The 23,468-nt window shown below is 71.8% G+C and carries 20 protein-coding genes and 5 tRNA genes; 12 read left to right on the forward strand and 13 right to left on the reverse strand.

All coding sequences use genetic code 11. The features are described from left to right. Positions 1-358 precede the first annotated feature (358 nt). Positions 359-1,204 carry a DUF8083 family protein gene (locus tag FHS39_RS14330; protein WP_184349743.1) on the reverse strand — a complete coding sequence of 282 codons (846 nt, stop codon included), beginning with the start codon at positions 1,202-1,204 and terminating at the stop codon, positions 359-361. A gap of 205 nt (positions 1,205-1,409) precedes the next feature. Between FHS39_RS14330 and FHS39_RS14335 the strand changes: the two genes are divergently transcribed. Both FHS39_RS14335 and FHS39_RS14340 read left to right on the forward strand, forming a co-directional pair. Beyond that, positions 1,410-2,582 carry a Glu/Leu/Phe/Val dehydrogenase dimerization domain-containing protein gene (locus tag FHS39_RS14335; protein ID WP_184349744.1) on the forward strand — a complete coding sequence of 391 codons (1,173 nt, stop codon included), beginning with the start codon at positions 1,410-1,412 and terminating at the stop codon, positions 2,580-2,582. A 351-nt stretch (positions 2,583-2,933) separates the two neighbouring features. Next, on the forward strand, positions 2,934-3,191 hold the full coding sequence (locus tag FHS39_RS14340) for a DUF3073 domain-containing protein (RefSeq protein WP_184349745.1): 258 nt from the start codon (positions 2,934-2,936) through the stop codon (positions 3,189-3,191). A gap of 158 nt (positions 3,192-3,349) precedes the next feature. Here FHS39_RS14340 and purM read toward each other — a convergent pair whose 3' ends face one another. The 6 genes from purM to purS form a co-directional block, all read right to left on the reverse strand. Further along, the gene (gene purM / locus FHS39_RS14345; RefSeq protein WP_184349746.1) at positions 3,350-4,420 is read right to left on the reverse strand and encodes a phosphoribosylformylglycinamidine cyclo-ligase; all 1,071 of its coding nucleotides are present in this window, start codon (positions 4,418-4,420) and stop codon (positions 3,350-3,352) included. 46 nt (positions 4,421-4,466) lie between these two features. Then, the gene (purF, locus tag FHS39_RS14350) at positions 4,467-5,984 is read right to left on the reverse strand and encodes an amidophosphoribosyltransferase (RefSeq protein WP_184349747.1); all 1,518 of its coding nucleotides are present in this window, start codon (positions 5,982-5,984) and stop codon (positions 4,467-4,469) included. A 125-nt stretch (positions 5,985-6,109) separates the two neighbouring features. Next, positions 6,110-6,886, reverse strand: a complete 777-nt coding sequence (locus FHS39_RS14355; RefSeq protein ID WP_184349748.1) for a maleylpyruvate isomerase family mycothiol-dependent enzyme — start codon at positions 6,884-6,886, stop codon at positions 6,110-6,112. Positions 6,887-6,988: 102 nt separating this feature from the next. Continuing rightward, the gene (gene purL / locus FHS39_RS14360) at positions 6,989-9,238 is read right to left on the reverse strand and encodes a phosphoribosylformylglycinamidine synthase subunit PurL (protein WP_184349749.1); all 2,250 of its coding nucleotides are present in this window, start codon (positions 9,236-9,238) and stop codon (positions 6,989-6,991) included. Beyond that, positions 9,235-9,918: a phosphoribosylformylglycinamidine synthase subunit PurQ gene (purQ, locus tag FHS39_RS14365; protein ID WP_184349750.1), complete on the reverse strand. Its 684-nt coding sequence runs from the start codon at positions 9,916-9,918 to the stop codon at positions 9,235-9,237. Before purQ ends, purL begins: the two co-directional genes overlap by 4 nt. Beyond that, positions 9,915-10,160 carry a phosphoribosylformylglycinamidine synthase subunit PurS gene (gene purS, locus FHS39_RS14370; RefSeq protein WP_006604673.1) on the reverse strand — a complete coding sequence of 82 codons (246 nt, stop codon included), beginning with the start codon at positions 10,158-10,160 and terminating at the stop codon, positions 9,915-9,917. The genes purQ and purS overlap by 4 nt, the downstream gene beginning before the upstream one ends. 315 nt (positions 10,161-10,475) lie before the next feature. Here purS and FHS39_RS14375 point away from each other — a divergent pair, with 315 nt between their 5' ends. The 10 genes from FHS39_RS14375 to FHS39_RS14420 all read left to right on the forward strand — a co-directional run bounded on the left by FHS39_RS14375 (position 10,476) and on the right by FHS39_RS14420 (position 15,337). Beyond that, positions 10,476-10,793, forward strand: a complete 318-nt coding sequence (locus tag FHS39_RS14375) for an Lsr2 dimerization domain-containing protein (RefSeq protein ID WP_184349751.1) — start codon at positions 10,476-10,478, stop codon at positions 10,791-10,793. A gap of 116 nt (positions 10,794-10,909) precedes the next feature. After that, a tRNA-Gly gene (locus tag FHS39_RS14380) sits at positions 10,910-10,981 on the forward strand. Positions 10,982-11,025: 44 nt separating this feature from the next. After that, positions 11,026-11,097: transfer RNA gene (locus FHS39_RS14385), tRNA-Gly, on the forward strand. A gap of 44 nt (positions 11,098-11,141) precedes the next feature. Then, positions 11,142-11,213 (forward strand) — tRNA-Gly (locus FHS39_RS14390). Between the two features lie 77 nt (positions 11,214-11,290). Further along, a tRNA-Gly gene (locus tag FHS39_RS14395) sits at positions 11,291-11,363 on the forward strand. 134 nt (positions 11,364-11,497) lie between these two features. After that, on the forward strand, positions 11,498-12,448 hold the full coding sequence (locus tag FHS39_RS14400) for an ABC transporter ATP-binding protein (RefSeq protein WP_184349752.1): 951 nt from the start codon (positions 11,498-11,500) through the stop codon (positions 12,446-12,448). Beyond that, the gene (locus FHS39_RS14405; protein ID WP_184349753.1) at positions 12,448-13,260 is read left to right on the forward strand and encodes an ABC transporter permease; all 813 of its coding nucleotides are present in this window, start codon (positions 12,448-12,450) and stop codon (positions 13,258-13,260) included. The genes FHS39_RS14400 and FHS39_RS14405 overlap by 1 nt, the downstream gene beginning before the upstream one ends. Before the next feature lie 30 nt (positions 13,261-13,290). Further along, the gene (locus tag FHS39_RS25870; RefSeq protein WP_184349754.1) at positions 13,291-14,604 is read left to right on the forward strand and encodes a histidine kinase; all 1,314 of its coding nucleotides are present in this window, start codon (positions 13,291-13,293) and stop codon (positions 14,602-14,604) included. Between the two features lie 32 nt (positions 14,605-14,636). Next, the gene (locus FHS39_RS14415; RefSeq protein ID WP_184350194.1) at positions 14,637-15,230 is read left to right on the forward strand and encodes a response regulator transcription factor; all 594 of its coding nucleotides are present in this window, start codon (positions 14,637-14,639) and stop codon (positions 15,228-15,230) included. A gap of 34 nt (positions 15,231-15,264) precedes the next feature. Further along, positions 15,265-15,337, forward strand: a tRNA-Gly gene (locus FHS39_RS14420). Between the two features lie 42 nt (positions 15,338-15,379). Here FHS39_RS14420 and FHS39_RS14425 read toward each other — a convergent pair. The 6 genes from FHS39_RS14425 to purD all read right to left on the reverse strand — a co-directional run bounded on the left by FHS39_RS14425 (position 15,380) and on the right by purD (position 23,438). Then, entirely contained in the window at positions 15,380-16,771 is a 1,392-nt protein-coding gene (locus tag FHS39_RS14425; protein WP_246470285.1) for a sensor histidine kinase, read from the reverse strand. A gap of 5 nt (positions 16,772-16,776) precedes the next feature. Beyond that, positions 16,777-17,469 (reverse strand): response regulator transcription factor, encoded by a 693-nt coding sequence (locus FHS39_RS14430; protein ID WP_184349755.1) that lies wholly within the window; start codon positions 17,467-17,469, stop codon positions 16,777-16,779. A gap of 83 nt (positions 17,470-17,552) precedes the next feature. After that, the gene (locus FHS39_RS14435; RefSeq protein WP_184349756.1) at positions 17,553-18,461 is read right to left on the reverse strand and encodes a phosphoribosylaminoimidazolesuccinocarboxamide synthase; all 909 of its coding nucleotides are present in this window, start codon (positions 18,459-18,461) and stop codon (positions 17,553-17,555) included. Between the two features lie 69 nt (positions 18,462-18,530). Further along, entirely contained in the window at positions 18,531-20,009 is a 1,479-nt protein-coding gene (locus FHS39_RS14440; RefSeq protein WP_184349757.1) for a N,N-dimethylformamidase beta subunit family domain-containing protein, read from the reverse strand. Positions 20,010-20,171: 162 nt separating this feature from the next. Beyond that, the gene (locus tag FHS39_RS14445; protein WP_343069619.1) at positions 20,172-21,839 is read right to left on the reverse strand and encodes a hypothetical protein; all 1,668 of its coding nucleotides are present in this window, start codon (positions 21,837-21,839) and stop codon (positions 20,172-20,174) included. 348 nt (positions 21,840-22,187) lie between these two features. Beyond that, entirely contained in the window at positions 22,188-23,438 is a 1,251-nt protein-coding gene (gene purD, locus FHS39_RS14450) for a phosphoribosylamine--glycine ligase (protein WP_184350196.1), read from the reverse strand. Between the last annotated feature and the right edge of the window lie 30 nt (positions 23,439-23,468).

Here is a 23,468-nt window from a genome sequence, read left to right on the forward strand (position 1 = left end):
TCGGCACTACAACTACACCATCTGTCCAGCCACGTCGGCCAAACCGATGGAATTGCCCTCTCAGGTGTTCAACCTCGACGGAAGCCGATGGACCATGCCATAGCGGACAGTCACATCGCCGTGACGATCAGTCACAACGGGATCACCAGCCACCAGACCCGTCAAGGAGTGCGATAGGAGCGCAATACCGAACTATCCGCCCCTACTTGGGCGGAAGGAGCCCCTCCCGGACTCCTTGTCCTATTTTGCCACGAGGATGGGCGATGAGCGCAAGACCTGAAGTAAGTGCGATAGGTCACGGTTGTGGCAATGGCCCGGATCGGGACCTAGGTCCCGGCGGCCCCGGCCGCCGCTGAAGTCAGTTGGCGAACTGACGGTCCCGGACCGCCCGCCAACGCTCCGTCAGCCGCTCGTACGCCTCGCCCGCCCGCACCCCGTCTCCCGCCCGCAGCGCCGCCAGCCCCTCGGCCGTGTCGGCCGCGGAGTGATCCTCGGCCAACCATGCCTCCGGCACCATATGCACCAGCCCGCCGTAGTCCAGCTCCACCAGTGAGCGCGGGTGGAACTCTTCCAGCCAGCGGCCCACCTCCACCAGCCCGTCGATCAGCGGACCCTCCTCGATGGCGTCCCGGAGCGTGCGCAGCCCCCGGGCGACCCGCCGCCGTGCCTGGACCATGGGCGTGCGGTAGCGCAGGACGAGCTCCTCGCCGCCGGGCTCGCTCTTGCCGTACTCGCGCTCCTCGTCGGAGAAGAGCACGAACCAGCGCAGCGGCACCTGCCAGGTGTGGGTCTTGATCCACGGCCGGGCGTCGGGATTGCGCTCCAGCCAGCGCTCGTAGTCCGCCTCCGCCTGCCGACGCACGACCGGCGGCAGCACTGCGTCCAGCACGGGCGCCGGAAAGCGCCGCGCCAGCTCCTCCAGCGCCAGCCAGCCGCGCAGCCGGGTCCGCCAGGGGCAGATGCACACCACGCCGTCCACCACCGCCACGAAGGCGTCGCCGCTCTCGTGCACCGGCACCGGTACGGGCGGGGTGGGCAGCAAGTCGGCCAGCGACCGACGCAGTTCGTCCTGGACGCCCGGCAGCGTCCCGCGGCGGGCGTAGCGCGCCCAGTGCGTCCGCTCGGGCTCGGGGAACGCGCCCAGGGGCTCGTAGACCCGTAGATATGCCGCGTACGGCACGGTCACCGACGACGCCAGGCCCACGCTCGCTCCCTCAAGCTGTAGGTCACCCCCGGGGAGTCGCGGGTGCCACTCCCCGTACTGTCCAAATCGTCCCATGGCGCCGGACCCCGGGAGAGTGATCCTCGGCACGAGACCCGTACGCCGGGCCGACAGGTCTTACCCTCGTGCCAACCGGCCCTCCACCACCCCTCGGAGGGCGACCTCCGCGACTTATGGAGTCACCACCGTGACTGACGTACGTCCCTCCGCCGACGGCGTGCTGCACACCCTGTTCGGATCCGAACAGGGCGGCCACGAGCAGGTCGTGCTCTGCCAGGACCGCGAGACCGGCCTCAAGGCCGTGATCGCCATCCACTCCACCGCCCTGGGCCCGGCCCTCGGCGGCACCCGCTTCTACCCGTACGCCTCCGAGGAGGAGGCGGTCCGCGACGCCCTCAACCTCTCGCGCGGCATGTCGTACAAGAACGCCCTGGCCGGGCTGGATCACGGCGGCGGCAAGGCCGTGATCATCGGCGACCCCGATCTGATCAAGTCCGAGCAACTGCTCATGGCCTACGGAAGATTCGTGGCCTCGCTCGGCGGTCTTTACGTCACCGCCTGCGATGTGGGCACGTATGTACAGGACATGGACGTCGTGGCCCGCGAGAGCCGCTGGACCACCGGCCGCTCCCCCGAGCAGGGCGGCGCCGGCGACTCCTCCGTGCTCACCGCCTTCGGCGTCTTCCAGGGCATGCGGGCCGCCGCGCAGACCCAGTGGGGCGAGCCGACGCTGCGCGGCCGCCGGGTCGGCGTCGCGGGCGTGGGCAAGGTGGGCCACTACCTCGTCGAGCACCTGGTGGAGGACGGCGCGGAGGTCGTGATCACGGACGTCCGTGCGGAGGCCGTGCAGCGCATCATCGCCCGGCACCCGCAGGTCACCGCCGTGTCCGACGCGGACGTCCTGGTCCGCACGCCGCTCGACGTCTACGCCCCGTGCGCCCTCGGCGGCGCCCTGGACGACGCCACGGTGGCCGCCCTGACGGCGACGGTCGTCTGCGGCGCGGCCAACAACCAGCTCGCCCACCCCGGCGTCGAGAAGGACCTGGCCGACCGCGGCATCCTCTACGCCCCGGACTACGTGGTGAACGCCGGTGGCGTGATCCAGGTCGCGGACGAGCTGCACGGTTTCGACTTCGACCGCGCCAAGGCGAAGGCCACCACGATTTTCGACACGACGCTGGCCATATTCGATCGCGCCAAGGCGGACGGCATCCCGCCGGCCGTGGCGGCCGACCGGATCGCCGAGCAGCGCATGGCCGAGGCCCGGCAGCGGACCGCGGAAGCCCGTGCGGTGGCGGCGAGCACGGCAGCCACGGACGTCACCGTGGCCGCAGAGGCCGCACTGGTCGCCGAGCGTTAGCCCGGCCGCACCCGTCCGGGCGGTCCGTCCGCCCGCTCGGGTGAGCGGTACCCGCACAGTGGTCCCCACAGACGCGCCGCCGGGAGGTGGTGAACGAGAGATCTCTCACCACCCCTCGGCGGGTCGGCGTCCAGGACACGTTAAAATCGCAGCTGACCAGCGAGTACGGGGCTTCTCGCAGGTTCTGCTGCGTGGCACGTCATGCGGGCGACGTACCGTATGGCCGCGGAAGCAGGTACCGTTGAAGCTCTACAGGCCGGACACCTCTACAGGGGTCCGCTCTGACTCATGAACGTGAACGCGTGTCAAGACTCTGGGGCCGTCGAGCCCCGTCAATGAGGGGGTCGAGCCATGGGGCGCGGCCGGGCCAAGGCCAAGCAGACAAAGGTCGCCCGCCAGCTGAAGTACAACAGCGGCGGGACCGACCTCTCACGTCTGGCCAATGAGCTGGGCGCATCGCAGCCGGCGCTGAAGCAGCCGCCGGAGAGCGAGCCGCTCGAGGACGAGCTGGAAGACGACCCGTACGCTCAGTACGCGGCGCGTTACAACGACGATGAGGACGAGGACGACCAGACGTCCGAGCAGTCCGCCTATCGTCGCCGCGCTTGACGCGATAACTCTCACCGGCCCGGTCCGGGGCCTCGCCCCGGGCCGGGTTCTGTGCTGCCCAGACGCTGGCGCTGTGCCGTGCCGACCACTCCGGTGCGGGCCGGATGTGCCCACCCGTGCCGCCCTGCGGCACGACTGCCCACACCCGGCTCACTCGATCAGCTCGCGTAGTCACCATTCAAGGCCACGGCCTCTGCGTGGTCGCCGCGCTCGGTGATCTCTCCCGCTACCCAGGCGTCCACGCCCCGGTCGGCGAAGGTCGCCAGCGCCACGTCCACGGACTCCTGCGGTACGACGGCCATCATGCCGACGCCCATGTTCAGGGTCTTCTCCAGCTCGAGCCGCTCGACGCCGCCGAGCTTCCCCACCAGGTCGAAGACCGCGCCCGGCGCCCAGGTCGAGCGGTCGACGGTCGCGTGCAGGTGGTCCGGGATCACCCGGGCCAGGTTGTTGGCGAGCCCGCCGCCGGTGATGTGCGAGAAGGCGTGCACCTCGGCCGTACGGGTGAGGGCCAGACAGTCCAGCGAGTAGATCCGGGTGGGCTCCAGCAGCTCCTCGCCGAGGGTGCGGCCGAACTCCGGAACCTCGCGGTCCAGCTCCCAGCCGGCACGGTCGAAGAGCACATGGCGGACCAGCGAGTACCCGTTCGAGTGAAGTCCGGACGAGGCCATCGCGATGACGGCGTCACCCGTACGGATGAGGTCCGCACCGAGCAGCCGGTCGGCCTCGACCACGCCGGTGCCGGCGCCGGCGACGTCGAACTCGTCCGCGCCGAGCAGACCCGGGTGCTCGGCGGTCTCGCCGCCGACGAGGGCGCAGCCCGCGAGGGTGCAGCCCTCGGCGATGCCCTTGACGATGGCGGCCACGCGCTCCGGGTAGACCTTGCCGACGCAGATGTAGTCGGTCATGAACAGCGGCTCGGCGCCGCAGACGACCAGGTCGTCCACGACCATGCCGACCAGGTCGTGGCCGATGGTGTCGTAGACGCCCATCCGGCGGGCGATGTCGACCTTGGTGCCGACGCCGTCGGTCGCGGAGGCGAGCAGCGGGCGCTCGTACCGCTTGAGGGCGGAGGCGTCGAAGAGGCCGGCGAAGCCGCCGAGGCCCCCGACGACCTCGGGGCGGGTGGCCTTCTTCACCCACTGCTTCATCAGTTCGACGGCGCGGTCGCCCGCTTCGATGTCGACGCCCGCGCTTGCGTAGCTGGCACCGGTGGTCTCAGAAGACATGGTCTTGAGATCTTTCGTGTCGTTCGTAACTACGGGTGGGCGAGCGCTACGGGCGACGGAGCGCGTCGGCGGCGTCCGCGCCGCCGGCCAGCTCGGTCTCCAGCAGCTGCTTGCCGAGCAGCTCCGGGTCGGGGAGCTCCATCGGGTACTCGCCGTCGAAGCAGGCGCGGCAGAGGTTGGGCTTGGCGATGGCGGTCGCCTCGATCATGCCGTCGAGCGAGATGTACGCCAGGGAGTCGGCGCCCAGCGACTTGCCGATCTCGTCGACCGTCATGCCGTTGGCGATCAGCTCGGCGCGGGTGGCGAAGTCGATCCCGAAGAAGCAGGGCCACTTCACCGGCGGCGACGAGATCCGTACGTGGACCTCGGCGGCCCCGGCCTCGCGCAGCATCCGCACGAGCGCGCGCTGGGTGTTGCCGCGGACGATCGAGTCGTCGACGACCACCAGGCGCTTGCCCTTGATGACTTCCTTGAGCGGATTGAGCTTGAGCCGGATGCCGAGCTGGCGGATGGTCTGGCTCGGCTGGATGAAGGTCCGGCCGACGTAGCTGTTCTTGACCAGGCCCGTGCCGTACGGGATGCCGCTGGCCTCCGCGTAGCCGACGGCGGCCGGGGTGCCGGACTCCGGTGTCGGTATCACCAGGTCGGCGTCGACCGGGGCCTCGGCGGCGAGGCGGCGGCCCATCTCCACCCGGGAGAGGTAGACGTTGCGGCCGGCGATGTCGGTGTCGGGGCGGGCCAGGTAGACGTACTCGAAGACGCAGCCGCGCGGCTTGGCGTCGGCGAAGCGGGAGGTCCGCAGGCCGTTCTCGTCGATGGCGATCATCTCGCCGGGCTCGATCTCGCGGACGAAGGTCGCACCGCAGATGTCGAGGGCGGCCGTCTCCGAGGCCACCACCCAGCCGCGCTCCAGGCGGCCGAGGACCAGCGGGCGGATGCCCTGCGGGTCACGGGCGGCGTAGAGCGTGTGCTCGTCCATGAAGACGAGGCAGAAGGCGCCCTTGACGCCGGGCAGCACCTTGGCGGCGGCCTGCTCGACGGTCAGCGGCTTGCCGTCGTCGTCGGTCTGGCCGGCCAGCAGGGCGGTCACCAGGTCGGTGTCGTTGGTCGCCGCGACCTGGTTGGCCCGGCCGTTCTCCCTGGGGAGGGCGGCGACCATCTCGGCCAGCTCGGCGGTGTTGACCAGGTTGCCGTTGTGGCCCAGCGCGATGGAGCCGTTGGCGGTCGCCCGGAAGGTCGGCTGCGCGTTCTCCCACACCGAGGCTCCGGTGGTGGAGTAGCGGGCGTGACCGACCGCGATGTGGCCCTGGAGGGAGCCGAGGGAGGTTTCGTCGAAGACCTGGGACACCAGTCCCATGTCCTTGAAAACGAGGATCTGGGAGCCGTTGCTCACCGCGATGCCCGCGGACTCCTGTCCACGGTGCTGCAGCGCATACAGCCCGAAATAGGTGAGTTTGGCGACCTCTTCACCCGGAGCCCAGACACCGAAGACGCCGCAAGCGTCCTGGGGGCCCTTTTCGCCGGGAAGCAGGTCGTGGTTGAGTCGTCCGTCACCACGAGGCACACCTTGAGTCTATGGCAGGGACGAGGTTCATCCGAACCGGGGACGACCGGACATGCCTCACACCACGCACAGCCACTCGACGGGCACAGCGAATCACTGTTTTATGGCTGAAAATCATCCTGCGCTCAACTGAGCAGCGGGAGTTGGTCCGCAATGTCGGCCCGTTCGCCACTCGCTGTGACGCTTGCTTCGTTCAACGCGGCGGACCACGCCAAACGGCCTGTGGCCAGGCGAATCCAGGTCAGCGGGTCGGTCTCCACGACATTGGGAGGCGTGCCGCGGGTGTGCTTGGGGCCCGCCACGCACTGCACTACGGCAAATGGCGGGATCCTTACCTCCACGGAGCCGCCGGGAGCCTTGGCGGCGAGGGTGTCGGCAAGCAGCCGGGTAGCCGTGGCCAAAGCCCAGCGTTCGTAAGGGATCTTGGTGTTGAGAGCGGCCGCGAGGTCGTCGGTGTGGGTGACGAGCTCCACGCAGCGGGTGGCCAGGAGGTCGTCCAGCCGCATGCCTCCGACACCGCCCGCCACCAGCCGGTCCGGCGCCGCGACGGCGGTCAGCTCGGCGAACCGGTCCGCGACGCGGTCGATGAGCGTGAGGGGATCGGTCTCGGCCGCCGCGGTGCGGGTCGACTCGTCAACACGCCCGGCCAGGGCGGCCGTCCCGGACGCCCATTGCACGGCGGTGATCTCCCGTACGGGCGGCGCGGGCAGTTCGAGCAGGCGGTTGACGGCGCCCACGCCCAGCGCGATGTGCGCCGTCAACTCCCGTACGGTCCAGGCGCCGAGCCGGGTGGGCAGGGCGAACTGCCCGTCGTCGAGGGCTTCGACGACGGTGCGTACGGTGCGCAGCTGCGCCGTGATGGCGTTGCGCGTCTTGACGAGGTCGTAGGTGCGGGGAGCCATGCGGCCGAGCGTACCGGGGTGCGGTCCGCCGACGCGGTACGGGAGATGGCCGGACGGGTGACCGCCGGACGGGCCGCCTTCGGCCCGTCCGGCGGTGCGGGACTAGGCCAGCAGCCCCGGAATCGTCGCTTCGTGTGCGGTGCGCAGCTCTTCCAGCGGAAGGGCGAACTGCCCCTGCACGTCGATCGCTTCGCCGTCCACGACGCCGATCCGCGTCGCGGGCAGGCCCCGCGCCTCGCACATGTCGCCGAAGCGCAGCTCCTCGCTGCGCGGCACGGCGACGACCGCGCGGCCGGCCGACTCCGAGAAGAGGAAGACGAACGGGTCGATGCCGTCGGGCACGATGATCCGGGCGCCCTTGCCGCCGCGCAGGCACGACTCGACGAGGGCCTGGATCAGGCCGCCGTCGGACAGGTCGTGCGCCGCGTCGATCATGCCGTCGCGGGAGGCCGCGATCAGGATGTCGGCCAGCAGCTTCTCGCGGCCCAGGTCCACGGCCGGCGGCAGGCCGCCGAGGTGGTCGTGGATCACCTGCGACCAGGCCGAACCGCCCAGCTCCTCCTTGGTGTCACCCAGCAGGTAGAGCAGGTGGCCCTCGTCGGAGAACGCCATCGGCGTACGGCGGTTGACGTCGTCGATGACGCCCAGCACCGCGACCACGGGGGTCGGGTGGATGGCGGTCTCACCGGTCTGGTTGTACAGCGAGACGTTGCCGCCGGTGACGGGGGTGCCCAACTCCAGGCAGCCGTCCGCCAGACCGCGCGTGGCCTCGGCGAACTGCCACATGACGGCCGGGTCCTCGGGCGAGCCGAAGTTCAGGCAGTTGGAGATGGCCAGCGGCCGGGCTCCGGTGGCGGCCACGTTGCGGTACGACTCGGCGAGCGCGAGCTGGGCGCCGGCGTACGGGTCGAGCTTGGCGTAGCGGCCGTTGCCGTCGGTGGCGACCGCGACGCCGAGGTTGGTGTCCTCGTCGACGCGGACCATGCCGGAGTCCTCGGGCTGGGCGAGCACGGTGTTGCCCTGCACGAAGCGGTCGTACTGGCTGGTGATCCAGGACTTGGAGGCCTGGTTCGGCGAGGAGACCACCGCGAGGACCTGCTCGCGCAGTTCCTCGGCCGTGGCCGGGCGGGCGAGCTTGCCCGCATCGTCGGCCTGGAGGGCGTCCTGCCACTCGGGGCGGGCGTACGGGCGCTCGTACACCGGGCCCTCGTGGGCGACGGTGCGCGGCGGCACGTCCACGATCTGCTCGCCGTGCCAGAAGATCTCCAGCCGCTCGCCGTCGGTGACCTCACCGATGACGGTGGCGATGACGTCCCACTTCTCGCAGATCTCAAGGAAGCGGTCGACCTTGCCGGGCTCGACGATCGCGCACATGCGCTCCTGCGACTCGCTCATGAGGATCTCCTCGGGCGAGAGGGTCGCATCGCGCAGCGGCACCCGGTCGAGCTCGACGCGCATGCCGCCGGAGCCGGCGCTGGCGAGCTCGCTGGTGGCGCAGGACAGGCCCGCGCCGCCGAGGTCCTGGATGCCGTCGACCAGGTCCTCGCGGAAGATCTCCAGGGTGCACTCGATGAGGAGCTTCTCCTGGAAGGGGTCGCCGACCTGGACGGCGGGGCGCTTGCTCGGCTTCGAGTCGTCGAAGGTCTCCGAAGCGAGCACGGAGACGCCGCCGATGCCGTCGCCGCCGGTGCGGGCGCCGTAGAGGATGACCTTGTTGCCGGCGCCGGAGGCCTTGGCCAGGTGGATGTCCTCGTGCTTCATCACGCCGACGCACAACGCGTTGACCAGCGGGTTGCCCTGGTAGCAGGCGTCGAAGACGACCTCGCCGCCGATGTTGGGCAGGCCCAGGCAGTTGCCGTAGCCGCCGATGCCCGCGACGACGCCCGGCAGGACGCGCTTGGTGTCGGGGTGGTCGGCGGCGCCGAAGCGCAGCGGGTCCATGACGGCGACCGGGCGGGCGCCCATGGCGAGGATGTCGCGGACGATCCCGCCGACGCCGGTGGCCGCGCCCTGGTAGGGCTCGATGTACGAGGGGTGGTTGTGCGACTCGACCTTGAAGGTGACCGCGTAGCCCTGGCCGACGTCGACGACGCCCGCGTTCTCGCCGATGCCGACGAGCAGGGCATCGTTCTCGGGGGCCTTCTCGCCGAACTGGCGCAGGTGGACCTTGCTCGACTTGTACGAGCAGTGCTCGGACCACATGACGCTGTACATGGCGAGCTCGGCGCCGGTGGGGCGGCGGCCGAGGATGTCGCGGACGCGCGCGTACTCGTCCGGCTTGAGGCCGAGCTCGGCCCAGGGCTGATCGGTGTCGGGGGTCTCGCCCGCGTGCTTGACGGTGTCGAGGGTCATGATGCGCTGACCAGCTTCTTGAGGATCGAAGTGAAGAATCCGAGCCCGTCCGTGCGGCCGGTGCCGACCAGGGGCTCGACGGCGTGCTCGGGGTGCGGCATCAGGCCGACGACGTTGCCCGCGGCGTTGGTGATGCCGGCGATGTCGCGCAGCGAGCCGTTGGGGTTGCCGTCGAGGTAGCGGAAGGCGACGCGGCCCTCCGCCTCCAGCTCGTCGAGGGTCCGCTCGTCGGCCACGTAGCGGCCGTCGATGTTCTTGAGCGGGATGGAGATCTCCTGGCCCGCCTCGTAGTCGGCCGTCCAGGCGGTGGCCGCGTTCTCGACGCGGAGCTTCTGGTCGCGGCAGATGAAGTGCAGGTGGTTGTTGCGCAGCATCGCGCCGGGCAGCAGGTGGGTCTCGGTGAGCACCTGGAAGCCGTTGCAGATGCCGAGGACGGGCATTCCCGCCTTCGCCTGCTCGATGACGGTCTCCATCACCGGCGAGAAGCGGGAGATGGCGCCCGCCCGCAGATAGTCGCCGTAGGAGAAACCGCCGGGCAGCACCACGGCGTCGACCTGTTTGAGGTCCTTGTCCCGGTGCCACAGGGGCACGGCTTCGAGTCCGGCGATCCGGACTGCGCGCTGGGTGTCGCGGTCGTCCAGAGTGCCGGGGAACGTAACGACTCCTACGCGTGCGGTCACGAGTCCACTCGCACGGTGAAGTCTTCGATCACGGTGTTCGCGAGAAACGTTTCCGCCATCTCGTGGATTCGGGCGAGGGCGGCGTCGTCGACCGGACCCTCCACCTCGAGTTCAAAGCGCTTGCCCTGACGGACGTCGGCGATCCCCTCGAAACCCAGGCGTGGCAGCGCGCGCTGCACCGCCTGGCCCTGCGGGTCGAGGATCTCCGGCTTGAGCATGACGTCGACTACGACGCGTGCCACTGGCACTCCCGGTGTGTGGTGCGTGAGCTGAAGCGGTACGGCCAGAGTACAGTCCCCAAAAATCTACGCGCATAGATATGTTGGGCTTATCCTTCGCGTTTACGAAGGGCACACGGAAGCGCTCGGAAAAATTCCAGGAAAAACAGCGGAAGATCCCACCGTTGCGATTACGGTGGAGCGCGCAGACGGAATTAACTGGGCCGCATCACGCATTGCCCTTTGCTGTACAAATGAATATGAATTGACCGAGAACAACCGCAACCTTCACATCGCCGCAGGTCAACGTGGCGATACTGGCCGAAAGGACCGATTTCCGTGGCGCAGCGCGTAGTGGTCACACTCTCCGACGACTTGGACGGCGGGGAAGCCGCGGAGACCCTCATCTTCGGACTCGACGGCAAGTCGTACGAGATCGACCTGAACACTGCCAATGCGAAGAAACTGCGGGGCATCCTCGCGCCTTACGTGGACGCCGGCCGCAAGCAGTCCCGCTCCGGCAAGGTCTACCGCCGCACGGCCGTCGCGCCCGACCCGGCCGCGGTGCGGGCGTGGGCCCGCTCGCACGGCATGGAGGTGCCGCCGCGCGGCCGGATCCCCAAGAAGGTCTACGAGGCGTTCAACGCGGCGGGCTGAGCGGACCCGGCGGACCCCGGCTCCGGCCCGACTTGCCAAGCACCCCGGATGATCAGCTAGAGTCTGGATCACACCGAGGGGCAAGGCCGGGAAACGGGCCGGAACTTCGGGGTCATGCGGGTGTAGCTCAGTAGTAGAGCGCCCCCTTTCCAAGGGGGAGGCGCAGTGTGCGATTCCTGTCACCCGCTCTGACCGTCCACCAGTCACGTACGTGACTGGTCTGGATGGGCGCGCGGGTGTAGCTCAGTAGTAGAGCGCCCTCTTTCCAAGGGGGAGGCGCAGTGTGCGATTCCTGTCACCCGCTCTGACCGTCCACCAGTCACGCACGTGACTGGTCTGGATGGGCGCGCGGGTGTAGCTCAGTAGTAGAGCGCCCCCTTTCCAAGGGGGAGGCGCAGTGTGCGATTCCTGTCACCCGCTCTCATCACTTACCGACCACGGTCGTGGATCAGGTACAGTGGTGCACGCGCCGCCCGGTGAAAGCCGGTCGGATGCATGCGGACGTAGCTCAGTTGGTAGAGCGCAACCTTGCCAAGGTTGAGGTCGCGAGTTCGAGCCTCGTCGTCCGCTCAGTGTGAGAAGGCCCCGGTCCTTGTGACCGGGGCCTTCTTCGTATGCGCCCGCCCGGCCCTCATGACATTCGTCATCGGAAGTCATGACAGCCCGCACTGATCCGCGCGGGGATCCGCCGGGAGCCTTGAAGCATGGATGTCGGAGACGGTGTGATCGAGGTCTCGGAGCTGCGGCGCAGGTACGGGCAGCCGGGGGCCGAGGGGTTCGAGGCGGTGCGGGACGTGTCCTTCTCCGTGCGGCGGGGGGAGTTGTTCGCGCTCCTGGGGACGAACGGGGCGGGCAAGACCTCCACGGTCGAGCTGCTGGAGGGCCTGGCCCGGCCGACCGGGGGCCGGGTGCGGGTGCTGGGCCACGATCCGTACGAGGAACGCGGCGCGGTGCGGCCCCGGATGGGCGTGATGCTCCAGGAGGGCGGCTTCCCGTCCGACCTGACCGTCGCCGAGACGGTGCGGATGTGGGCGGGCTGTACGACCGGGGCCCGGCCGGTCGGGGAGGCGCTCGGCCTCGTCGGTCTCGAAGCGCGCCGGGACGTGCGGATCAAGCAGCTCTCCGGCGGCGAGCGACGGCGGCTGGACCTCGCCCTCGCGCTGCTGGGGCGGCCGGAGGTGCTCTTCCTCGACGAGCCGACGACGGGCCTGGACCCCGAGGCGCGGCACACCACCTGGGAGTTGGTGCGGCGGCTGCGCGACGAGGGCACCACGGTGCTGCTCACCACGCACTACCTGGAGGAGGCGGAGAGCCTCGCCGACCGGCTGGCGATCATGCGTGAGGGACGGATCGTCGCCTCGGGGACGCCCGGCCAGGTGATCGGCGCCTATCCCGCCCGGATCCGCTTCGCGATGCCGACGGGGTGGTTCGTGGGCGACCTGCCGCCGCTGGACGCGCTGGGGGTGCTCCGGCACCAGGAGTCCGACGGCCGGGTCGAGCTCCAGACGACCGAGCTGCAGCGCACCCTGACCGGGCTGCTCTTCTGGGCCCGGGACAAGGACGTGGAGTTGGAGGGGCTGGACGCGCGGACCGCTTCGCTGGAAGAGGCGTTCCTGGCGATAGCGGGGGCTTCGGCCCCGGGGAGGGGCGAGTGATGGCGACGGAGACGGCGAGCGCGACGGGTACGGGGGTCCCGACGGGCACGACGACCGCGGCAGGACGGGCCCTGGCCCTGGGACGGGCGGAGCTGACGCTCCTGGGGCGCAACAGGATGGCGCTCTACACGGTCCTGCTGACGCCCGTCCTCGTGATCTACGCGGTGAGCTCGGGGGCGCGGAAGCTCGATCTCAGCGGGTCCGGGATGTCCTTCAAGGAAGCGACGATGACGGGCGCCTTCGGGTACGTCCTGATCTTCGTCGTCTACTGCAACTTGATGAGCGTCTTCACCGCGCGGCGCGAGGAGCTCGTCCTCAAGCGGCTGCGCACGGGCGAGGCCGGCGATCTGGAGATCCTGGCGGGCACGGCGCTGCCGTCCCTGACCATCGCCGTCGCGCAGTGCGCCCTGCTGGTGACGGCGGGCATGGCATGGCTGCACATGCGCATACCGGCGCGCCCCGATCTGCTGGTGGCGGGCGTGCTGCTGGGCCTCGCCCTGCTGACGCCGCTGGCCGCCGCGTGCACGGCCTTCACCAAGAGCTCGGAGACCGCGCAACTCGCGGCAATGCCGCTGGTGATGGTCTCGATGCTGGGCTCCGGGATGTTCTGCCCGCTGGAGGCGATGCCGGACGCGCTCGCGAAGGCCTGCTCGCTGCTGCCCATGACCCCGGTCGTGCAGCTGATGCGCGACGGCTGGCTCGGCGGGGCGAGCACGGCCGGGACCCTGGGGCATCTGGGGGCCGCGTTGGCCTGGACGGCGGTCGCGGTGTTTGCTGTACGTCGCTGGTTCCGCTGGGAACCACGGCGCTGAGCTGGAGAGACAACCGGGGGTGGGGCGCGCGTGATCGGTCGGGTGCGGGGGTTTCGCAGCCACAGCAAGGTCAAACAGATCGACCTCTACTCGCGCGGGGTGCTGTACGTGGCCCCGTGGCTGTTCGTCCTGATGCAGGCGGGCGGGCTGGTGGGGCCGGCCCGGTCCGGCCCCGCTGTCCAGTACCTCGCCCTGGCCCTGGTCGTCGTGTCGGCCGTCCAGGCCGGGACCGGCATCGGCCTGCTGCGCCGGGCCCTCGACCGCTACCTCGGCAAGGGGGAGGCGCAACTGCGGGGGCGGTTGGCGCTCTCGTTCGCGCTGCTGACCGCGGCGTTCGGGCTGCTCGCGGCAGTGCTGGCGAAGGCCTTCGACGAGCAGACCGCGCAGAACGCGCCCACGATGCTCATGGGGGTCGCCCTGACGCCCCTGGGCGCGTTCTGCCTGATCGTGCGCAAGCGGGTCTACGCCGTCGTCTGCACGGTGGTCTCGTTGCTGGCGAACGTGCCGTTCGTCCTGACCGGCACGGCCGGGGCGGGAATGGTGGGGCCCTTCGTCGGGTCGATGTTCGTCAGCGGGTGGGTCCTGCTGATGGTCCGGGTCACCGCGTGGATGCTCTCGATCATCTGGGAGGTCGACGCGGCCCGCGGGGTGCAGGCGCGGCTCGCGGTCGCCGAGGAGCGGCTGCGGTTCTCGCGGGACATGCACGACATACTCGGCCGGAACCTCGCGGCGATCGCGCTCAAGAGCGAGCTCGCCGTGCAGCTCTCGCGGCGGGGCTCGGCCGCGGCCGCGGACCAGATGGCCGAGGTGCAGCGGATCGCGCAGGAGTCCCAGCGCGAGCTGCGCGAGGTCGTCCGCGGCTACCGCGAGGCCGACCTGCACACCGAACTGGTCGGCGCCCGGGGCATCCTGGCCGCCGCCGGCATCGAGTGCCGCATCGACGACGCGGCCGTCGACGAACTGCCGCCGCCGGTCCAGTCGGCGCTGGCCTGGGTGGTCCGCGAGGCCACGACGAACGTGCTGCGGCACGCGGACGCGGGGCGCTGCGCGCTGCGCCTGCGGCGGGTGGACGGACAGGCGGTCCTGGTGGTGGAGAACAACGGCGTGCGGGAGGCCGGCGCGGGCGGCTCCGGTGCCGGGGGCGGTTCGGGGCTCGCGGGTCTGCGGGAGCGGCTGACGGGGCTGGGGGGCACGCTCACCTGCGAGTACGGGGCGAACGGCACGTTCCTGCTGACGGCGCGGGTGCCCGTGGCCGCGACGGCGGCCGAGGGTGCAAAGGTGGAAGAGCTCCCCGTGCCCGCCCCCTTCCAGGGGACTCCCGTTCCGGAGAGGACGGGCTCGTGATCCCGGAGCCGGCCGGTGAGCCGATCCGTGTGATGCTCGCGGACGACGAGCATCTGATCCGTGGGGCGCTCGCCGCGCTGCTCGGGCTCGAGGACGATCTGCGGGTCGTGGCCGAGGCCGCCTCGGGGAGCGAGGCACTGGCGATGGCGCGCGTGCACCGGCCGGACGTGGCAGTACTGGATCTCCAGATGCCAGGGCTGGACGGTGTGATGGTGGCCACATCCCTGCGGGCCGAACTGCCCGGCTGCCGCACCATGATCGTGACCGGTCACGGCCGTCCCGGGCATCTGAAGCGGGCCCTGGGGGCGGGGGTGCGCGGGTTCGTGCCCAAGACCGTGTCGGCCCAGCGGCTCGCCGAGATCATCCGTACGGTGCACGGCGGAAGCCGTTACGTCGACCCGGAGTTGGCGGCCGACGCGATCAGTGCGGGCGATTCGCCGCTGACCGCCCGCGAGGCGGAACTGCTGGAACTGGCCGAGGGCGGCGCACCCATCGCGGAGATCGCCGAGCGCGCCTCGCTGACGCCGGGGACGGTCCGCAATTACCTCTCGGCGGCCACGGCGAAGCTCGGCGCGGAGAACCGTCACGCGGCGGCGCGCATCGCACGTGCTCAGGGTTGGCTATAGTGGTACCCGCACCGCACGAGAGCGCGGGGCGAATGCGGACGTAGCTCAGTTGGTAGAGCACCACCTTGCCAAGGTGGATGTCGCGAGTTCGAGTCTCGTCGTCCGCTCAGAGAACGAAGGCCCGGTCGATATCGACCGGGCCTTCGGCGTTATCGGCTGGTTTTCTGTTCGCCCTGGTGCGGGAAGCGCAGCCGGAAGCGGGCGCCGCCGGTCTCCGCCCGTTCCGCGGTGAGCTCCGCGCCGTGGGCGCGGGCGATCTGCCGGGCCATGGCCAGGCCCAGGCCCGAGCCGGGCAGCGCCCGGGCCTGCCGGGAGCGGTAGAAGCGGTCGAAGACGTAGGGCAGGTCCTCCGCCGCGATGCCGGGACCGTGATCGCGCACCGTGAGGTCGATGCCACCCTCCGCACGCGCCAGGCGCACCTCGACCATCGCCCCGGTGGGGCTGAACTTGGCGGCGTTGTCCAGCAGGTTGGACAGCAGCCGGGCCAGCCGGGCGGGCACCCCGGGGACGGTGGCCTCGGTGACGTCCGCGGTGAACGGCGTGCCCGGCCAGTGGCCACGGGCCTCGGCGGCACAGCGTTCGGTGAGCAGGTCCAGCCGGACCTGCTCCACCAGCGGCTGCGGCTCCTCGTCGCGGGCCAGCTCGATGAGGTCGTTGACCATGCCCGTCACCTCGCGCAGCTGCCGTCCGAGCGCGCCCGCGGCCCGGTCGCGCTGGGCGGCGGTGAGCCGGTCGGCGCGGGCGAGGAGCTCGGCGTTGGTGCGCAGCGCCGTCAGCGGGGTGCGCAGCTCGTGGGAGGCGTCGGCGACGAGGCGGCGCTGGGCGGCGACGGCCTCCTCCAGCTCGCCGAGCATGGTGTTGAAGCTGGTGGCCAGGCGGGTGATCTCGTCCTGGCGACGGGCACCTCTTTTCTCGTAGCGGGGCAACTCGATGCGGTGGGCGGGGTCGCGGGTGGCGGCGATGCGCTCGGCGGTGGCAGCGATGCGGGTGACGGGGCGCAGGGACGTCCGCGAGGCCAGGTAGCCGAGTCCGGCCGCGAGCAGCACGCCGACGCCGCCGACCGCGGCGAGGTAGCCGCCGGCCTGCCGTACGCCCTGGTCGACGGTGTCGGAGCGGGCGGCGACCTGCAGGGCCCGGCCCTTCTCACCCGGAATGGGGGCGGTCAGCATCCGCATGGGGTGCCCGTGATGGGTGATGTCGCTGTAGTGGGCGCCGAGGGTGCCCGCGGCGACGCGGCGGGTGGCGCCGGTGACGGGCAGGGCGAGGCCCCGCTGGCCGGGGGCGGCGGGGTCGGCGGGGACGACCTGGGCGCAGGCCGGTGCGGCGAGGTAGGCGCACTGGTCGTAGAGGACGCCGCTGCGTACGTCGTGGCTCTGCTGGGCGATGATCCCGGCCTGTTGTTTGAGCTGGAGGTCGAGCTGGCGGACGAGTTCGTAGCGGATGACGACGTAGGCGGCGGCCAGTACGCCGAGGGCGACGAGGGCGACGGCGGCCGAGGTGATCAGGGCCAGGCGGGCGCGCAGGGGTCTGCGGGCGAGCAGCCGGTTCACCGCTGGGCCAGGAGGTAGCCGACGCCGTGCACGGTGTGGACGAGGCGGGGTGCGCCGCCGGCCTCGAGTTTGCGGCGCAGGTAGCCGACGTAGACGGCGAGGGAGTTGGATTCGGGGCCGAAGTCGGCGCCCCAGACGCGTTCTTGGATCACTTCGCGGGGCAGTGCCTGGCCCGGGTGGCGCATCAGGACTTCGAGGAGCGCGAATTCGGTGCGGGTGAATTCAAGCGGGATGCCGCCGCGTTCGCCGGTGCGGGTGAGGGGGTCGACGGTGAGGTCGGAGAAGGCCAGCTCGCCGGTTCCGGCGGCCGCCGTGGCGGTGGCGGCGCGGCGCAGCAGGGCGCGCAGCCGGGCGAGGAGTTCGTCGAGGGCGAAGGGTTTGACGAGGTAGTCGTCGGCGCCGGCGTCCAGGCCCGCGACCCGGTCGGAGACGGCGTCGCGGGCGGTGAGGACGAGGACGGGCGTGCGGTCGCCGAGTTGGCGCAGCCGGCGGCAGACGGCGAGGCCGTCGAGGACGGGCATGGCGAGGTCGAGCACGATGGCCGCCGGGGGCGCGGCGGCGACGGCGGAGAGGGCTTCCAGGCCGTCGGCGGCGGCGCGTACGAGGTAGCCCTCCATCTGCAGGGCGTCGATGACGGCCGCCCGGACGTCGGGGTCGTCGTCGACGACGAGTACGGGCGGCTGGGCCATGGTCTCTCCGGCGGGGTGGGGGCACAGGTGCGGTGCCCCCACCTTGGCAGACGTTGTCTGAGAGGGCTCTTAGGACGTCTGCGTCAGGCCCCTGCCGCCCACTTGACGCCGGTGAGCCGCTCGTAGGCCTCCGCGTACTTGGCGCTGGTGCGCTCGACGACCTCGTCGGGCAGCGGCGGGGGCGGCTGCTCGCCGTGGCGGTCCCAGGCGGCGGCCGGGGAGGTCAGCCAGTCGCGGATGTACTGCTTGTCGAAGGACGGCTGGGGGCGGCCGGGCTGCCAGGAGTCGGCGGGCCAGAAGCGGGAGGAGTCGGGGGTGAGCACCTCGTCGGCGAGGACCAGGTCGCCGTCGTCGAAGCCGAATTCGAACTTGGTGTCGGCGAGGATGATGCCGCGGTCGCGGGCGATCTCGCGGGCGCGGCTGTAGACGGCGAGGGTGGCCTGGCGGAGGCGGGCGGCGGTCTCCGCGCCGACCTGGCGGGCCGCTTCCTCGTAGGAGACGTTCTCGTCGTGCTCGCCGACGGCGGCCTTGGTGGCGGGGGTGAAGATCGGGGAGGGCAGTTCGGAGCCGTCCTCCAGGCCCTCGGGGAGGGCGAGGCCGCAGACGGTGCGGGTCTGCCGGTATTCGGCGAGGCCGGAGCCGGTGAGGTAGCCGCGGGCGACGCACTCGACGGGGACCATGTCCAGGGCCCGGCAGATCAGGGTGCGGCCGGCCCAGTCGGCGGGGGCACCGGGGGGCAGTTCGGTGGACAGGACGTGGTGCGGGACCAGGTCGGCGAGGCGGTCGAACCACCACAGGGAGAGCTGGGTGAGGATCCGGCCCTTGTCGGGGATCTCGGTGGGCAGGACCCAGTCGTAGGCGGACATGCGGTCGGTGGCGACCATCACCAGCTCGCCCGCCTCGTTGCGGTAGAGGTCGCGGACCTTGCCGGTGTGCAGATGCACAAGGCCCGGCACTTCCGCGGGCTTGGGCTTCTCGACGAATCCGGACACGCGTCCTCCTGGTGGTTTGTCCAAACACCTCGATTCTGCCGTACGGCCGGATCCATGCCTCGGTGAGGGTCAGCCGCGTTTGCAGATGCGGTCCAGGAGGTTGGCCGTGGCGCGCTGGATGCGGGCGTCCACATGGCCCGGGCGGTCGAGGGCGGGGGACCAGGCGAAGGTGCCGGAGGCGAAGACGAGGGCACCGCTGGGGGCGCGGTAGAGCGAGGTCTCCTGGTGGCGGCGGCGGCCCTCGCTGTCGGCGTAGGGGGAATGGGCGAGGAGGATGCGGCGGGTGTGCTGGGGCAGGGCCGTCCGGGGGTAGTAGCGGTCGGCTTCGCCGGCGACGAGGCCGGGGAGTTCGTCGCCCTCGCCGGCGCCGGTGGCCTCCCACAGCCAGTGGTCGGCGTTGCGGACGACGAGGGGGGCGGGCTCGGGGACCCGGCCCGCGTACTGGATGCCGAGCAGCTGCTGTTCGGGGGGTGTCATGTCGCGCCAGAGCGCGGAGCGGCCGGGGCCGCGGCGTTTTCGGCAGGTGAGCAGGTGGTCGGGGCCGGCCGGGGAGGGGGCGAGCTCGATCTGCCAGTACATGGTGTTGGCGGAGAGGAAGACCATGGAGGTGCCGCCGTCGCGCGCGTCCTCGACGGCGCGGCGCATGGCGTGCGACCAGTACTCGTCATGGCCGGGGAAGACCATGCCCCGGTAGCGTGCCGGATCGATTCGTCCGGCGTGGAGGTCGCGGGCTTCGGCGTAGGCGAGGTCGTAGCCGTAGCGCTCGGCCCAGCGGATGAAGTCGTAGGCGTGGCCCACGTGCAGCGGCAGGCCGGCGCCCGCGTAGGGGCGGTCGAAGGAGACGGTGGTGGCGGCGCCCTCTTCGCCGAGCAGGCGGCCGTTCTCGTCCCAGGCGTGGTAGAGGCTGGCGCCCGTGTGGCCGTCCTCGGGGTAGAGGTTGTAGGCCTGCCAGGTGATGTCGGGCAGGACGAGCAGCAGGTCGGCGGGGTTGGTGTCGCGGACGGTGAAGGGGATGTGGCTGCGGTAGCCGTCGGCGGTGGTCAGGACGGCCACGTAGGCGCCGGTGCTCCAGTGCGCGGGGACCTGCAACCGCCAGGACAGCCACCAGTGGTGGCAGGAGACGGTGCGGTCCGCGGTGAGCGGCGGGGGCTGGACGATGCCGGACAGCCGCGGGCTGGTGGTGATCTTGGCGGCGCCGACGCCGCCGTAGTGGCCGATGCGGTAGACGTCGACGGCGAACTGCTGGGGCGGGTCGACGGTGATGCGGAAGTCCAGGGCCTCGCCGGGGGCGACGGCGCTGGCCGAGGCGAAGCCCTTGATCTGGCAGTGGACGTCGTCGGCGGTGCGGGGCCCGGGTCTGCGGGGCGGTGGGACGCGGCTGCCCGCGGGGGCGACCACCGGGTCCACGTACCAGGGGATGATGTGGCCGGTGTCGTCGAAGTAGTACTCGCCGCCGCGCAGCCAGGGCAGCGGGCCCTGCCCGAAGGGGTCCGAGACAGCGTGTGCGAGTGCTCCGGACTCCCAGCGGCGGATCTGGTCCATCCCCATGTGCGCGCTCCCTCCCCGAGCCCCCGCATGCCCATTCGGTTTCCCAGCAGATCACAGGTCACGCCCGGCCCATCACTGTTCGTCGTGAAATTCCCCGAAAGTGATGGTCCTAGCACCTACACAGCGTGACTTCGTCACAGTGCGTCACGCCTGACGCGCCTTTCAGGCGAGCCGGACCGGCTTCTCCGTACGGACGCCGACCTCGCCGAGCCAGGCGCGCAGCGGGCCGCCGTCGCCCTCCTCGATGAGGCTGAGCACCGAGTGGGACAGATCGGCGCAGCGGGCGCCGCCGACGAGCAGGGCGGGCCCGTCCAGCCAGTCCAGGCCGGGGGCGGCCCCGGCGGTGTCCACGGCGGCGCAGCAGACCATGGCGGTGACGTGGTCGGTGAGCAGCTCCCGGCCGCTGCGGGGCGGCTGGAGCGGGAAGAGGGGGGCGAGGCCGTCGATCCAGGGATCGCCGGCGGCGACGGACACGCCCCTGCCCACCGCGCGCTCCTCCCGGGCCGCCTCGCGGGCCACCTCGGCGCTCAGCCGCACCTCCAGCTCCTCCCCCACCCCACCGCCGGCCGGGCCGGTGAGGCGCTCCAGGACGCGGGCGACGGTGGGGGCGGCGGAGCGGTCGTCCTGCCCGGGGGCGGGCGGGGCGCCCGTGGTGGCGCCGCAGGCGGCGATGTCGTCGAGGACGCGGTGCAGCCGGGCGGCCTCCAGCCGCCATTTGCGGTCCACGACCTCTTCCGGGTACTGGCTCCAGGCGACCGGCGACCAGTCGGGACCGGGCTCCGGCGGGCCGCCGTGGAAGAGCCGGGCGGCCAGCAGGGACGCGGCCTCGTCGATGAGGCCGGGCTCCTCCAGCAGGTCGCAGGCGGGGCGCTCCCCCAGGCGGGAGGCGAAGCCCTCCGCCAGCCGGTCGCGGCGGGAGAGCTCGGTGAGCGCGGAGACCACGCCCGCATCCAGCCGGGAGGGCCAGCGGCCCATCCGCCAGGCGGGCAGCGCGACCCGGTTGAGCAGCCGGTCCCAGCCGGCGTAGGCGAGGCCGACCTGCTCCTGGGCGACGATCCGCAGGCCGTAGTCCACGGCCTGGGCGCGCTCGGAGGCGGCCGCGGCGACCCCGCGCTCCATCTCGGCCGCGTGGTCGCGGCAGGAGCGCAGCAGCAGCCGGGCGGCCCAGCCGACGAAGGCGAGCAGAGGCCGGGCGGCGGCCACCGCGACGGCGGCGTCCAGGCCGCGGACGAAGCGGCGGGCCGCCGCTATGTCGGGGTGGGCGGCCGGGCCCGTGCCCGCCACGACCGGCGCGAGCAGGGCCCGCAGCTCGGCCACACGCATCCACCACAGGAACGGCGAGCCGATGACCAGCACGGGCGCCGCTGCGACGGCGCGCCGGGCCAACGGCATACGACCGGCCGGAGGGCCGTGCGCGGGGTGCGTACGGTCCTCCAGCCAGCTGTCGCAGTCGGGGGTCAGGGCTATCGCGGAGGGGGCCGGGACGTCCAGCCGGTCGGCGAGGTCGCGGACCAGGCGGTAGAGGTCGGGGGCGGTCTCCTCCGGGATGGGCACGGTGGGGCTGAGGGCCGGGCGGGCGCGGACGACCACGGCGGCCACGGCGGCGGCCAGCAGGAGCGCGAGGACGGCCGCCACGGTCACGGCCGGGCGGACGGCGTCCCACAGGGAGCCGTCGGGGATGCGGCCCATGGCGGAGCCCGCCGCCAGCACCACGGCGGCCGCGGCGGGCACCAGAGCGACGGCCAGCGCGGCGCTGCGCACGCGCAGCACGGCGAGGGCTCGGGTGCGCGCGGCCAGCGCGCCTGCTTCCGGACCTGCCACGAGACCGATCACCCCCAGTTGCCTGTAGTGCTCTGCCGAGGTGCACGGCGAGAGACCGGAAGAGAGCCCGACGCCGTCGTTGCTTACCTCCCCCACTGTGGCACCGGCCTCTGACATCGCAATGCCGGTGGGCCAGTTGCCGGACGCGCAGCAGACGGCCTGCGCCGCACCCTAGTTGGGGGCGGTGCATCCGTCAGCTGGTTGGAGAAGCGGTCACCCGATGGAATGGCTTTGGGCAAAGCCCCCTGCGGACCGTGCGCACACCGGTCCGCCCGTCCCGCGGATGCGCGGGACGGTTGGGACCGAAACGGCTGAAACGGACCGGGTGACAAGCCGGGTACAGGCGCGGGGAGGCGCTCAGGCCGAGGCCGCGACCTTCGCCGCGATGTCCGTCCGGTGGTGCGAGCCCGCCAGCCGGATCCGGGAGACCGCCTCGTACGCCCGGGTGCGGGCGGCGGCCAGGTCCGGGCCGGTCGCCGTCACGGAGAGCACCCGGCCGCCCGCGCTGACCACCCGGCCCTCCTCGTCGCACTTGGTGCCCGCGTGCAGCACGTAGGCCGAATCCAGCTCGGCGGCCTCGGCCAGGCCCTCGATCACGTCACCGGTGCGCGGGGTGCCCGGGTAGTTGTGCGAGGCGACGACGACGGTCACGGCCGCACCCTCGCTCCAGCGCAGCGGCGGCACCGCGGCCAGCGTGCCGGTGGCGGCGGCCAGCAGCAGCCCGGCCAGCGGCGTCTTGAGGCGGGCGAGGACGACCTGGGTCTCGGGGTCGCCGAAGCGCGCGTTGAACTCGATGACCCGCACCCCGCGCGAGGTGATCGCCAGCCCCGCGTAGAGCAGTCCGGAGAAGGACGTGCCCCGGCGGCGCAGCTCGTCGACGGTGGGCTGCAGGACGGTCCGGAGCACCTCGTCGACGAGCTTGGGGTCGGCCCACGGCAGCGGGGAGTACGCGCCCATGCCGCCCGTGTTGGGGCCCTCGTCGCCGTCCAGGGCGCGCTTGAAGTCCTGGGCGGGCTGCAGCGGCACGACCGTCTCGCCGTCCGTGACGGCGAACAGGGAGACCTCGGGGCCGTCCAGGAACTCCTCGATCACCACCTGCTCGCAGGCCAGCGCGTGCGCGCGGGCGGCGGCGAGGTCGGAGGTGACGACGACGCCCTTGCCCGCCGCCAGACCGTCGTCCTTGACGACGTAGGGGGCGCCGAAGGCGTCGAGGGCCTCGTCGATCTCCGCGGGGGTGGTGCAGACGTAAGCGCGGGCCGTGGGGACGTTCGCGGCGGCCATGACGTCCTTGGCGAAGGCCTTCGAGCCCTCCAGCAGGGCCGCCTCGGCCGAGGGGCCGAAGACCGGGATGCCGCGCTCGCGCACGGCGTCGGCGACGCCCGCCACCAGCGGGGCCTCCGGGCCGACGACGACCAGGCCGGCGTCCAGCGAGACGGCGAGCTCCGCGACGGCCGCGCCGTCCAGCGCGTCCACCGGGTGCACCTCCGCGACCTCGGCGATCCCCGCGTTGCCGGGGGCGCAGTGCAGCGCGGTGACGTCGGGATCGAGGGAGAGTGAGCGGCACAGGGCGTGTTCGCGGGCGCCGCCGCCGATGACGAGGACCTTCACAGGGGTCACCCTATTGCCTGCCTTGGCGGT

The organism is Streptomyces olivoverticillatus (assembly GCF_014203555.1).
Taxonomy (GTDB): Bacteria; Actinomycetota; Actinomycetes; order Streptomycetales; family Streptomycetaceae; genus Streptomyces; species Streptomyces olivoverticillatus.

Bases quoted from the DNA above. Each gene is read 5' to 3' on its own strand.
- FHS39_RS14415 (WP_184350194.1), top strand. From the start codon at position 14,637: ATGCTCGCGGACGACGAGCATCTGATCCGTGGGGCGCTCGCCGCGCTG.
- FHS39_RS14400 (WP_184349752.1), top strand. From the start codon at position 11,498: ATGGATGTCGGAGACGGTGTGATCGAGGTCTCGGAGCTGCGGCGCAGG.
- FHS39_RS14440 (WP_184349757.1), bottom strand. From the start codon at position 20,009: ATGGGGATGGACCAGATCCGCCGCTGGGAGTCCGGAGCACTCGCACAC.
- FHS39_RS14405 (WP_184349753.1), top strand. From the start codon at position 12,448: ATGGCGACGGAGACGGCGAGCGCGACGGGTACGGGGGTCCCGACGGGC.
- FHS39_RS14340 (WP_184349745.1), top strand. From the start codon at position 2,934: ATGGGGCGCGGCCGGGCCAAGGCCAAGCAGACAAAGGTCGCCCGCCAG.
- purL (WP_184349749.1), bottom strand. From the start codon at position 9,238: ATGACCCTCGACACCGTCAAGCACGCGGGCGAGACCCCCGACACCGAT.
- FHS39_RS14355 (WP_184349748.1), bottom strand. From the start codon at position 6,886: ATGGCTCCCCGCACCTACGACCTCGTCAAGACGCGCAACGCCATCACG.
- purM (WP_184349746.1), bottom strand. From the start codon at position 4,420: ATGTCTTCTGAGACCACCGGTGCCAGCTACGCAAGCGCGGGCGTCGAC.
- FHS39_RS14430 (WP_184349755.1), bottom strand. From the start codon at position 17,469: ATGGCCCAGCCGCCCGTACTCGTCGTCGACGACGACCCCGACGTCCGG.